The sequence below is a fragment of the Aestuariivita sp. genome (assembly GCF_049276915.1).
GTDB lineage: Bacteria > Pseudomonadota > Alphaproteobacteria > Rhodobacterales > Rhodobacteraceae > Aestuariivita.
In genome coordinates this window covers 1-12,498 of the sequence record NZ_JBASXK010000060.1, presented here as the reverse complement: position 1 = coordinate 12,498, position 12,498 = coordinate 1, and the positions used below count along the sequence as shown (strand labels likewise).

Genomic DNA, 12,498 nt, shown 5'->3' with positions numbered 1-12,498 from the left:
AACAGCGCTCACCGGGCAGCGCCGCCTGCCTGAACCGGCGTCTTTCTATAAGCGCCTCTTGGCGCTAACATAGCCGTTGATCGGCACAAGACGCGATGCAGGAGCACATGAAACCAGAAGGATTGACCGGGGTAGCCCGGCTATGGGCAGCGCTCAGGAACTCTCAGGTCGGCCTGCGGGATGCCTGGCAGCGCGAACAGGCGTTCCGGCAGGAAACCCTGCTACTGATCGCAGGTATCCCGCTTGCGTTCTGGATCGCAGACAGCATCGCGCAAACCGGCCTGTTGATCGGCTCCATCCTGTTCCTGATGATCGTGGAAATCCTGAATTCGGCAATCGAGGCCGTGGTCGACCGCATTGGTCTGGAACACCACGAGCTTTCCCGCATCGCCAAGGATCTGGGATCAGCCGCCGTGCTGCTGGCCGCGCTGTTTCCGCTGGCGGTCTGGGGCACCTTGGTGCTGAACAAATTCGGGGTGATTTCACTCTAGCGCGGCGGGACCAGTCCCGCATTACGCGTGCGGCCGGGCAAAATGGCGGGCCAGAACGAAAAACCCGCCAAGGATCAGCAGAGGCAGCACAAAGACGCGGAACGCATAGACCGCAAGGATCGCGATATAGCTCTGGATCAGCGTATCGGCATCGGCGTAGATGCGCGTCGCCAGCGTGCGATAGCGATCCACTTCGCGCCAGATCCCGTCATTTGCGGCCAGATCATCCGCGCCGACGCTATCGGTGATCTGGGCCACGATCTCCGTGTACCTCTCATAAGCGGCGTCAGTCATGCGGTCAGCCACCTGGGCGGTCACCACAAAGGCTACCGGCAGGGCAAGTCCCAGAAACACGCCGTAAGACACCAACTTGCGCGCAAGTACGTCCATGCCGCCGCCGCGCCACTGCATCAGCCAGACCACAGCCGCCAGCGCCGCCAATGCGCAGCCCACAGCGCTCACCGGCCCCATCGCCACCGCCAGGACGCCGGTCGCTACCATCACGCCAAAGATCAGCCCGGCGATACGTTCGATCGTGTCATCGATCGGCTCCAGAATCTTCAGCGGCTGCGCATTGGCCGACACGCCCAGCGAGCCGCCCAGCTCGATCTCCTGCGCGGTGGACAAGAACGCATTGAGCACCCGCAGGCTGACATAGGTGGCTGCCGATGCGGTGGCGATCTCCTCGGCATAGGCCTGCGCCGCGCCGGTTACAGGGTTGTGACGATAAAAAAAGCCCAGAGCCAGCACCAAAAGCGCCAGCACCGCCCGCCGCCGGACGTTACCCATCTTTGCGGATTACCTCGTTCTTGGGATCGTAAGGTGAATCCTCAACCACCTCGGCATCCCACAACTGGTTGAACATCTTCACCTTCAGCCGGGTTCCCGGCACAGCCAGATCGGGGCTGACATAGCCCATGCCGATGGATTTGCCGAAGGCCACCGAATAGCCCCCCGACGTCAGGCGGCCCACCCGCGTGTCGCCATTGTAAAGCACTTCGCGCCCCCAGGGATCGGCATCCTCGGGCCCGTCGATCAGAAACGTGCAGCACTTGACCCGCACACCTGTCTTCTCAAGTGCGGCCTTGCCGTGAAACTCCTTGGACAGATCCACGAAGCGCGGCAAATCCGCTTCAAGCGGTGTCGCGTCGCGCCCCAGTTCGGTGCCGAAGGCCCGATAGGATTTCTCCTGACGCAACCAGTTCTGCGCGCGGGCACCCACCAGCTTGAGCCCGTGCTTTTCGCCCGCGCCAAGCAGTTGGTCCCACAGGTAATTCTGCATCTCGATGGGGTGATGCAATTCCCACCCCAGCTCGCCGGTATAGGCCACGCGGATGGCGCGCACCGGGCACATGCCCAGTTCGATATTGCGCATGCTCAACCATGGAAACCGCTTGTTGGACAGAACCGTTTCAGGATCGCCATCCTTGACGATCTCGTTCAGAACATCGCGTGACTTCGGTCCGGCAATGGCGAAAACGCCCCATTGCGTGGTCACATCCTGGATCTCGATACATCCGAACTCGGCCGCCTTGTCCTCGGCCGCTTTCTTCAGATAATCCGCGTCATAGGCCGTCCAGGCCCCGGCGGATACCAGATAGTATTCGTCCTGCCCCAGCCGCACGATGGTGTATTCCGTCCGCGTCGTGCCATGATCGGTCAGCGCATAGGTCAGGTTGATCCGCCCCACCGAGGGCAGCTTGTTACAGGTGAACCAATCCAGAAACGCGGTCGCGCCGGGCCCCTTGACCACATGTTTGGTGAACGCCGTTGCATCGACCAGACCGACGCCGTTGCGAACGGCCTCTGCCTCGGCCCGCGCATACTCCCACCAGCCGCCGCGCCGGAAGGACCGGCTGTCATGATCAAAACTGTCATCCGCATCCAAAGGCCCATAATAATTGGGCCGCTCCCAGCCGTTCACATGGCCAAACTGCGCGCCCAGCGCCTTTTGGCGATCATAGGCAGGGGCGGTCCTCAGAGGCCGGCAGGCAGGGCGTTCCTCATCCGGGTGATGAAGAATGTAGACGTGATCATACGCCTCTTCGTTCTTGCGCGCGGCATATTCGGTCGTCATCCACGAGCCATAGCGTTTGGGATCGAGGCTCGCCATGTCGATCTCGGCCTCGCCCTCGACCATGAGTTGCGCCAGATAATGCCCGGTGCCGCCCGCAGCCGTGATCCCGAACGAGAACCCTTCCGCCAGCCACATGTTGCGCAGCCCCGGTGCCGGCCCCAGCAAGGGGTTGCCGTCCGGAGTATAGCAGATGGGCCCGTTGTAATCATCCTTCAGCCCCACCTCTTCCGAAGACGGAATGCGGTGGATCATCGACATGTATTCCTCTTCGATCCGCTCCAGATCCAGAGGAAACAGATCCGCCCGAAAGCTCTCGGGCACATCATAAAGAAAGCGCGCGGGCGCGTTCTTTTCATAGGGTCCGAGGATCCAGCCCCCGCGCTCTTCACGGACATACCATTTGGCATCGGCATCGCGCAGCACCGGGTGCTCGCCATTGCTCTTGCGCCACTCGACCAGCGCGGGGTCGGGTTCCGTGACGATATACTGGTGCTCGACCGGGATCGCCGGGATCTTGATCCCCAGCAGTTTCGCGGTGCGCTGCGCATGGTTGCCGGTTGCTGTCACGACATGCTCGGCGTGAATGACGATCTGCTCATCAGAGGGCACGAGATTGCCACCCTTTTCGACCATTTTGGTGCAGGTCACATCCCAGTGCGTCCCCGTCCAGTGATAGGCATCCACCTGCCATTTCCGCTCGATCACCACGCCGCGCTGACGCGCGCCCTTGGCCATCGCCATGGTCACATCGGCCGGGTTTATATAGCCATCGGTGGGATGGTAGATCGCGCCCACCAGATCTTCGGTACGCACCAGGGGAAAGCGTTCCTTGATGTCGCCCGGGCTCATCCATTCATAGGGAACGCCACAGGTTTCCGCTGTCGAAGCATACAGCATGTACTCATCCATGCGCGCCTGACTTTGCGCCATGCGCAGATTGCCAACGACGGAAAAACCGGCATTCAGACCTGTTTCTTCTTCCAGCGTCTTGTAGAACTTGATCGAATAGTCATGAATATGCGTCGTGGCATAGGACATGTTGAAATAGGGCAGCAATCCGGCCGCATGCCAGGTCGAGCCGGAGGTCAGCTCATCGCGCTCCAGCAGCATCACATCCTCCCAGCCGAACCGCGCCAGATGATAGGCAATCGATGTGCCGACGGCACCACCCCCGACGACTAGGGCTTTGACATGGGTTTTCATGGATGCGACTCCCTCAGAGCGTGTTTGCGCTTTTGTTTTAGGCCGAAATCATACGGGCCGCCAAAGCAAGCCGACATGCCAATGCACAAATACGACGCGCGCCCTTCCTGAGACGCAAATCGCGCCCCTTCTTCTTGCTGAAAATACGGAATGCCCCACAGCTGCCCGAGGCGCAGACGCGGATCAGACCGTGATGATCTTGCCCGGATTGAAGATGTTGTCGGGGTCCACCGCCCGCTTGATGGCACCCATATAGGCCGTCGCCGCTCCAAGCTCGCGTTCCAGATAGGGCATTTTCCCCTGCCCGATCCCATGCTCACCGGTACAGGTGCCCTCCATCGAGATCGCCAGATCGTTCAGCCAGCCGACGAATGTTTCCGCGCGCGCGCGCTCACCGGCGTCGTCCATATCCACCAGCAGGGCGGAATGGAAATTCCCGTCCCCCACATGGCCCGCAATCGGTCCCAAAAGCTCCAGTTCGGCCAGCTTCTGCTGACTGGCCTGCACGCATTCGGCCAGCCGGGAAATCGGCACGCAGACATCCGTGGCAAAGGCCTGTGTGCCCGGGCGCAGGGTCTGGATCGCCCAATAGGCATCATGGCGCGCTTTCCACAGACGGTTGCGTTCTTCGGCATTCGCAGCCGTTTCATAGCCCGTGCCGCCAACCTCTTGGGCAATCGCGCGGAACATCTCGGTCTGCTCGTCCACGCCCGCTTCCGAGCCATGAAACTCCAGCAGCAACAACGGCTCTTCCGGCAGGGCCAGCTTGGAATAGGTGTTGATCGCGCGCACGCTCAGCGCATCCAGAAGCTCGATGCGGGCGATGGGCAGACCGTATTGGATCGCCATCATCGCGGCCTTGCAGGCATCTCCAACGCTGGGAAAGGAACAGCGCGCTGCCGAAATCGCTTCCGGAATGCCCTGCAGGCGCAGGGTTATCTCGGTGATCAGGCCCAATGTACCTTCCGATCCCACCATCAGCCGCGTCAGATCATATCCCGCGGATGATTTCTTGGCGCGGCTTGCCGTGCGGATCACCGAACCATCGGCCATCACGACTTCCAGTGCGATGACATTGTCCTTCATCGTCCCATAGCGCACCGCGTTGGTGCCGGAAGCCCGTGTCGCCGTCATGCCTCCCAATGAGGCATTGGCACCGGGATCGATCGGGAAAAACAGGCCCTGGTCGCGCAGATGCGTGTTGAGATCCTCGCGTGTCACACCGGGCTGAACGACCACCTGCAGATCCTCGGCATAGACCTTCAGGACCTTGTTCATCTCGGACATGTCAACCGAGATACCCCCGGCGGGCGCGTTGATATGCCCCTCCAGAGACGTGCCGGTTCCAAAGGCAATGACAGGCACCTTGTGCTCGGCGCAGATCTTGACGATCTCGGACACCTCAGCGGTATCTTGTGGATAAACCACCCCATCAGGCGCCTGGTTGGCGATCCATGTCGTGGTATGGCCATGCTGTTCCCGGATCGCCTGACCCGTATGAAACTTCTCGCCAAAACGCTGCTTGAGAATACCCAATGCCGTTTCGATGCCCGTTTCATTTCGCGGCAGTGCTGTGGCCTGAACCATCGTCATGTCCTCCCATGGCTGCGCGCCATCATGCCCGCCCTGCCGGGAGGCGCAAGGGCTGAAAATGTGATGTTTATGAACGCCCTATCAGCGCGCCGGAAAACCCCGGCCCTACTTGCCCAGAGCGATCCCCTCGCGGCGCGGATCAGCCGCACCGTGCAGCCCGTCGGCGATCGCGATCGCGTGCAGCCCCGAGTTCAGCTGACGGACCGAAACCTCATACCCCAGCGCTTCGAGGGGGGCCTTCAAAGCTTCGGCCTCTGTCCCTTCTTCGACATCATAGGTGCCGAACCGGTTGATCGCATGAGGCAGAGCGATCGCCTCCTGAATGTTCATGCCCCAGTCAAGCCAGGCAATGATGGATTGGGCCACATGCCCGATGATCCGGCTACCGCCCGAGGATCCAAGCGCCAGTACCGGTGCGCCGTCTTTCAGAACGATCGTCGGTGACATGGAAGATCGCGGGCGTTTGCCCGGCTCAAGCCGGTTTGCAATGGGCACCCCGTCGCTATGGGTGCGGAACGAGAAATCCGTCAACTCGTTGTTCAACAGGAAGCCATGCACCATCAGGCGCGAGCCAAAGCCGTTTTCGATGGTCGTGGTCATCGACAGCACATTGCCCTGCCCGTCCACGATCGAGATATGCGAAGTCGACGGCAGCTCGATCGAGACATCATCCGCCAAAAGCTGCGCATGATCCCATTTCGGGCTCCCCGGAGCCACTTCGGGAAGCGCGTCATCGCCTGCCAACAGGCTGGCCCGTTGCGCCAGGTACGCCTGTTCCAACAAGCCTTTGGTGGGCATCGGGACAAAATCGCTATCGGCCATATAGCGACCGCGATCCGCAAAAGCCAGGCGCGAGGCATCGCCGATCAACCGCCAGGCATCGGCGCTGCCCGGACCAAGCGCGGCCAGATCATAGCTTTCCAGCATGCCAAGGATCTGTCCGACCGTCAGCGCTCCGGACGAGGGCGGACCCATCCCGCAGACGTCATGCCCGCGATAGCTCACACAGACCGGCGGACGCTCGCGCACCTGATAGAGCGCCAGATCAGTCTCGGACAGGACTCCGGGATTGCCTTGCCCGTCCCGCACGGCCCGCACGATATCCGCCGCGATGGCCCCGGAATAGAACGCAGCCGCGCCCTCTGTGGCCAATGCGCGCAAAGTCGCGGCATAGGCCGGATTGCGCAGGATCGCGCCCGCCGGGACCGGAGATCCGTCGGGCAGGAAATAGGCTGCTGTCTGCGGCCGGCGCGCCAGACGTTCGGCGTCGCTCTCGACCAGTCCGGCCAAGCGGGGCGAGACCGCGAAGCCCTCCTCTGAAAGGGCAATCCCCGCCTGAAACAGATCCGGCCAGCGTGCTTTGCCCCAGCGTCTGTGCGCCTCTTGCAGCAAGGCAGGGGTGCCGGGCGTGCCAACCGAGCGCCCCCCGACAACCGCATCAAAGAAACCCAGAGGCTCACCGGTCTCATCCTGAAACAGAGTAGGCGTGGCGGCCAGAGGCGCGGTCTCACGCGCGTCCAATGTCGTCAGCTCTCCGGAGGCGGCATCATACCAGACCAGAAATGCACCACCGCCAAGGCCCGAGGATTGCGGCTCGACCAGACCCAGAACCACCTGCACCGCGATCATGGCATCCGCAGCACTGCCCCCATTGCGCAACACCTCGGCACCCGCGCTGACCGCCAGCGGGTTCGCGGCGGCGACCATCCAGGTCTCGGCCTGTACGGGCTGACCGGCGGCGCGCGCCGCATAGGCGGCTGCGATCTCGGGGTTGCTCAAGGCCGTGACGCCCTGTGTCCCGGCTTCGGGTGCAACTGCGTCCGCCGCTTGTTGTGCCAGACCGGGGCCGGCCATCAGCACAGCCAGAGACAGTCCTGCCAAACGCTGGAACATGCAAAGTCCTCCTGAATAGGGCAGCCGCAGCCGCCGGCACTGCATTACAGCATAGAGGGAACGACCTGATCGGGCGGGCGATGGCCGTCCTCGAAGGTCTTGATATTGATGATGACCTTCTCACCCATCTCGATCCGCCCTTCTATCGTGGCAGATCCCATATGCGGCAGCAAAACCACGTTGGGCAGCTCGCGCAGGCGCGGGTTGACCGAAGTGCCGTGTTCATAAACATCCAGCCCAGCCCCCGCGATCTCGCCGGCGCGCAACATCCGGGTCAGCGCGTTTTCGTCAATAACCTCGCCACGCGACGTGTTCACGATGACCGCCTCGGGCTTCATCAGCTTGAGGCGACGGGCATTCATCAGATGAAACGTCGATGGTGTCGACGGGCAGTTCACGCTGATCACATCCATCCGCGCGACCATCTGATCCAGACTGTCCCAATAGGTAGCCTGCAGGGCCTCCTCGATTTCGGGGCGCAAACGACGACGGTTGTGATAGTGGATCTGCATGCCAAAGGCCGATGCGCGCCGCGCCACCGCCTGACCGATCCGCCCCATCCCGAGGATACCCAGACGCCGCCCCGAGATCCGACCGCCCAGCAAAGCGGTTGGAGCCCAACCGTCCCATTCGCCCTTTTGCATCAGGCTCAGACCTTCGGGCATGCGCCGCGTGACCGCAAGAATCAGACCCAGGGTCATGTCGGCGGTATCATCCGTCAGTACGCCCGGTGTGTTCGAGACAAGAACCCCGCGTTGGCGCGCGGTGGCGACGTCGATATGATCGACACCCGCGCCGTAATTGGCGATCAGCTTGAGCTTTTCTCCGCCTTGGCTGATCAGCCCGGCATCGATCGTATCCGTCACCGTGGGAACCAGCACATCTGCCGTGCGCACGGCCTCGATAAGCTCTTCTCGGGTCATGGGCGTGTCATCATCGCGCAGTCGCACGTTGAACAACTCCTTCAACCGGGTCTCTACCGGTTCGGGCAACCGTCGCGTCACGACAACACTTAGCGGTTCTCTTGGCACAGATATTCCTCTCGTGCTTTTCAAACTGATCCGTTGCGTGTCATGGTGGCGCAGACCGTGACGGGGCACAAGAACCCCGCAGGCAAAAAGAGCAGAACAAACACACCGAGGCAGACAGTGACAGGCCGTATTTCGCGTATTGCACAAGTGGGCGTTGCAGCATTCGCTTTGTTGATGGCAACCAGTGCCGTGGCAGAAGAGATCATGCGCGGGCCGATCACCAAGCTGCCGCTTCCACGCTATGTGTCGATGAAAGCCGCCGAAGGGAATGCCCGGCGCGGACCATCGCTGTCGCACCGCATTGACTGGGTGTTCACGCGCCGCGACATGCCTTTGCGCATCACAGCCGAGCACGGCCACTGGCGGCGCGTTCAGGATCGCGACGGACAGGGCGGCTGGGTGCATTATGCGCTCTTGTCAGGAGCCCGCACGGTGATGGTCGAAAAAGACATGCTGACGGTGCATGCCCGCCCGGATGCCTCCTCACCCGCGGTCGCAGCTTTCGAGATCGGCGTGATCGCCCGACTGGGCGATTGCGACGAACAGTGGTGCCGCCTGAGCGCCGGCGGGTATCGCGGCTGGGCACCCAAAGATGCGCTTTGGGGTGTGCAACCGGGCGAGCAGCGCGACTAGATCACCCCTTGGGCCCGCCGGTTCAGCGGGTCGAGGCAATGAACGCGTTGACCAGTTCGGCCAGTTGCGGCCCCACGTCCTCTTGCAGGAAATGCCCGGCATTCGGTATGAGCCGATGAGGCTGACCCGCCGCGCCCGGAATCATCTTCTGAAACAGCTTGTCCACTCCGGCCATGATCTTGTCATCTGCGCCAAAGGCGGTGAGCCAGGGTTTGTCGAAACCGCGCAACACCTCCCAGGCGGCGCGGTTGGCCGCCGAGGACGGATCATCCGGCGTCGAAGGCACCAGCGTCGGAAACTGGCGCGCGCCGGCCTTGTAGCTTTCATCGGGATAGGGCGCGTCATAGGCAGCGATTTCGTCCTGATCGATTTTCGAGACGGTGCCGCCATAGACGATGCGCCCGGCGGGAAAGATCGGCACCTCTTGTGAAAAGGCGCGCCAGCTTTCAAAGGCCGGCCCCATGGGCTGATCCCCGGTTGGCAGGGCCGTATTGGCGGTCACGACCCGATCGAACCGCTCGGGCATCGCGGCCACCAGACGCAGGCCGATCAGACCGCCCCAGTCCTGACAGACCAGCGTGATCCCCCTTAGATCAAGCGCCACAAGCCACTGGGTCATCCACGCAACATGCGCCTCATAGGTGTAATCACTGCGCTGCGCCGGTTTGTCGGATTTGCCAAAGCCGATCAGATCAGGCGCCACCACCCGGTGTCCCGCCCCCGTGAACACCGGGATCATGTGGCGATAGAGATAGGACCAGGTCGGCTCTCCATGCATGCACAGAACCGGAGCCGCGTCTTGCGGCCCCTCGTCCAGGTAATGGATCCTCAATCCGGTCCCCTGCCCGCCTGCAACCTCGGTGTAATTGGGCGCAAAGGGATAGTCCCTGAGCCCGTCAAATGCCGCATCGGGCGTGCGCAGTATCTTCATCCCACTTCCTTTCGCATTTGCTCTCATGCTACGCGCATCAGGCAGCCGCACCAGAGGGAACGTGACGGCACCAAGCTCAGGGAGTACAGGCATGCGGGCGATCATATATTCGGCATTCGGAGCAGCAAGGGATGTTCTGCGCGAGGCAGACCTCGACTCACCGGCACCCGGTCCGGGCGAAGTGCGCGTTGCGCTCAGCTATTCCGGGGTGAACCCGTCCGACGTCAAGGCGCGATCCGGTAATCGCCCCGGTGTGCTCAAGCCGCCCTATCCGCAGATCATTCCGCACAGCGACGGGGCCGGCGTGATCACCGCTCTGGGCGAAGGCGTTCCAGAAACCCGCATGGGCGAGAGGGTCTGGATCTGGAACGGTCAGTGGCGGCGCGGCTTTGGCACATGCGCCGAAGACATCACGCTACCAACCGAACAGGCCGTCACCCTGCCTGACAGCGTCGATCTTGAAACCGGTGCTGTTCTGGGCATTCCCGGCCTGACCGCCTGCCACACGGTCTTCAATGGCGGTCCGGTGGCGGGCAAGACAGTTCTTGTTCAAGGGGCTGCCGGAACAGTGGGATACCTTGCTGTGCAACTCGCGCTGTGGGGCGGCGCGCGGGTGATCGCCACCGCACGCGGTGCCGGCGCAGATCGGCTGCGCGCATTGGGTGTCGATCGGGTGGTCGATTTCACCCAGCCCGACCTGGCCTCAGCCATCCTTGAGGCCAATGCCGGCACCCCCATTGACCGCATCATCGAGCCCGAGTTCGGCCTCAACATCGCAACCAACGCGGCCGTGATCGCTGAAAACGGAAGCCTCTGCGCCTATGGCTCGGCTCTGGAGCCGGCCCCGGTGATGCCCTTCATGCCCTTGATGTTCAAAGCCGTGACACTGGAAATGGCGCTGATCTACATCCAGACATGGGATCAGCGGCAGGCCTGCATCGCCCGACTTCACGAGGCTTTGACGGAAGGCGCATTGGTCTGCCCGGTGCAGGAGGTGTTCGAACTCAGCCAGACTGCCGCTGCCCATCAGGCGGTTGAAGCCGGACATCGCAACGGTGCCATTCTGGTGAAAACCGCGCGCGCCTGACACCCATTTGCCAATATCCCTGCGCGCGCTAAGCTGGCGCGAACCCCAAGCCGAGGATGAATGTCATGCGGCGCGTCGCCTTTTGCGTTTTGATCTGCCTCTGCTTGCCCATCGCGGCCTTGGCCCAAACCGATCTGCAACCCACCGGAACCATTGGCGTTCAGGACAGTGCGGCGCAGGATGCGGCCATCGCGGTGCGCATCCGTGATATCCTGGGCGAACTTGACGGCTATGAAGATATCACGGTCACCGTCTCATCCGGCATTGTCAGGCTGCGCGGCACAACGCTGGACACGGCCAGCGCGGCGCGGCTGACCGAACTGGTTGGCCGGGTCGAAGGCGTGGTGGCCATCGACAACACCGTCACCGAAACCACCGATGTTGTGGAGCGGCTCAATCCGGCCATGGATCGCTTCCGGGCGCGACTGACGCAACTGCTGGCCTTTCTGCCGTTGGCAGCAGTCGCGGCCTCGGCCTTTCTTCTGGTGGTCTTTGCCGGCTTCTTGCTGGCACGGATGCGCCAGCCCTGGGATCGGCTGGCACCGAATGCCTTCATCGCGGACATTTATCGCCAGATCCTGCGATTGGCCTTTGTGGTGGCGGGCCTTGTGGTCGCGCTGGATATCCTCGGGGCGGCAGCGCTGTTATCGACGATCCTGGGTGCCGCCGGGATTGTCGGCCTTGCCATCGGTTTTGCAGTCAAGGACACGGTCGAGAACTTCATCGCCTCGATCATGCTGTCCATCCGCCAACCCTTTGCACCCAATGACACGGTCGAGATCGAAGGCGATATCGGCAAGGTCATCCGCCTGACCAGCCGCGCGACCATCCTGCTGAGTTTCGACGGCAACCATATCCGCATTCCCAATTCCACGGTCTTCAAAAGCCGGATCATCAACTATACCCGCAATGACGAGAGGCGGTTCGTGATCGATCTGGGTGTCGCCTATACGACCGATCTGGCCGCGGCGCAGGCTCTGGCACTCGAGACGGTTCAGGCCTTGCCTTTCGTGCTGAAGACCCCCGAAGCATCCGTCTGGATCGAAGAACTGGGCGACAGCGCCGTCATCATCAAGGTGGCCGCCTGGATCGCGCAACATGATACCAGCTTTCTCAAGGCCCGCAGCGAAGCCTGGCGTCTGTGCCTGGGTGCCTTCGATGCCGCAGGCATCGTGATGCCCGAAACCACCCTGCGTGTCGTGGGTGTCGGCGAGGGCCAGCCCGCACCTGCGAAGACCGAGACCTCTTCGCCCCACCCCTCCGCCAGCCCGCCCGAGCTTGAAGCGCAGAACGTTCAGGCCAGCGACGAAGCCGCCCTTGAGCGCATCGTCAACGCCGAACGTGAAGAGCTGCAGGAAGACGACCTTCTGACCCGAAAAACCCTTCGTCCGGAATGACGGGGCAGATTCACACACATTTTCCTTAGAATCGGTCTTGAACAGGTGCCCAGACGCGCGTAATTAGCCGCTCACAGTTGGGATGTAGCCAAGTGGTAAGGCAACTGTTTTTGGTACAGTGTACCGTAGGTTCGAATCCTACCATCCCAGCCATTACTCTCT

Annotated in this window: 10 protein-coding genes and 1 tRNA gene; 5 read left to right on the top strand and 6 right to left on the bottom strand. The window is 62.0% G+C overall.

All coding sequences use genetic code 11. From position 1 onward, the window contains the following. The first annotated feature begins 107 nt into the window (after positions 1-107). Positions 108-491 carry a diacylglycerol kinase gene (locus WAO69_RS06320; protein ID WP_422177206.1) on the top strand — a complete coding sequence of 128 codons (384 nt, stop codon included), beginning with the start codon at positions 108-110 and terminating at the stop codon, positions 489-491. 21 nt (positions 492-512) lie between these two features. On the opposite strand, the gene WAO69_RS06315 is transcribed toward WAO69_RS06320, so the two are convergent. From WAO69_RS06315 to WAO69_RS06295, 5 genes are all read right to left on the bottom strand, one after another. Further along, on the bottom strand, positions 513-1,280 hold the full coding sequence (locus WAO69_RS06315) for a hypothetical protein (protein WP_422177205.1): 768 nt from the start codon (positions 1,278-1,280) through the stop codon (positions 513-515). Further along, a complete protein-coding gene (locus WAO69_RS06310) occupies positions 1,273-3,771 on the bottom strand; it encodes a GcvT family protein (protein WP_422177204.1) in 2,499 nt (832 codons plus the stop codon). The genes WAO69_RS06315 and WAO69_RS06310 overlap by 8 nt, the downstream gene beginning before the upstream one ends. 183 nt (positions 3,772-3,954) lie before the next feature. Beyond that, positions 3,955-5,358, bottom strand: coding sequence for an FAD-binding oxidoreductase (locus WAO69_RS06305; protein WP_422177203.1), 1,404 nt, complete (start codon positions 5,356-5,358; stop codon positions 3,955-3,957). Positions 5,359-5,469: 111 nt separating this feature from the next. Further along, positions 5,470-7,257 (bottom strand): gamma-glutamyltransferase, encoded by a 1,788-nt coding sequence (ggt, locus tag WAO69_RS06300; RefSeq protein WP_422177202.1) that lies wholly within the window; start codon positions 7,255-7,257, stop codon positions 5,470-5,472. A gap of 44 nt (positions 7,258-7,301) precedes the next feature. Then, positions 7,302-8,288 carry a 2-hydroxyacid dehydrogenase gene (locus tag WAO69_RS06295; RefSeq protein WP_422177201.1) on the bottom strand — a complete coding sequence of 329 codons (987 nt, stop codon included), beginning with the start codon at positions 8,286-8,288 and terminating at the stop codon, positions 7,302-7,304. Between the two features lie 174 nt (positions 8,289-8,462). On the opposite strand from WAO69_RS06295, the gene WAO69_RS06290 reads away from it, so the two are divergent. Then, positions 8,463-8,921, top strand: a complete 459-nt coding sequence (locus WAO69_RS06290) for an SH3 domain-containing protein (protein ID WP_422177200.1) — start codon at positions 8,463-8,465, stop codon at positions 8,919-8,921. A gap of 22 nt (positions 8,922-8,943) precedes the next feature. Here WAO69_RS06290 and WAO69_RS06285 read toward each other — a convergent pair whose 3' ends face one another. After that, positions 8,944-9,852, bottom strand: a complete 909-nt coding sequence (locus tag WAO69_RS06285) for a haloalkane dehalogenase (RefSeq protein WP_422177199.1) — start codon at positions 9,850-9,852, stop codon at positions 8,944-8,946. A 91-nt stretch (positions 9,853-9,943) separates the two neighbouring features. On the opposite strand from WAO69_RS06285, the gene WAO69_RS06280 reads away from it, so the two are divergent. From WAO69_RS06280 to WAO69_RS06270, 3 genes are all read left to right on the top strand, one after another. Continuing rightward, a complete protein-coding gene (locus WAO69_RS06280; protein WP_422177198.1) occupies positions 9,944-10,939 on the top strand; it encodes an NADPH:quinone reductase in 996 nt (331 codons plus the stop codon). Positions 10,940-11,004: 65 nt separating this feature from the next. Further along, on the top strand, positions 11,005-12,336 hold the full coding sequence (locus tag WAO69_RS06275) for a mechanosensitive ion channel domain-containing protein (protein WP_422177197.1): 1,332 nt from the start codon (positions 11,005-11,007) through the stop codon (positions 12,334-12,336). Between the two features lie 78 nt (positions 12,337-12,414). Further along, a tRNA-Gln gene (locus WAO69_RS06270) sits at positions 12,415-12,489 on the top strand. The last annotated feature ends 9 nt before the right edge of the window (positions 12,490-12,498 follow it).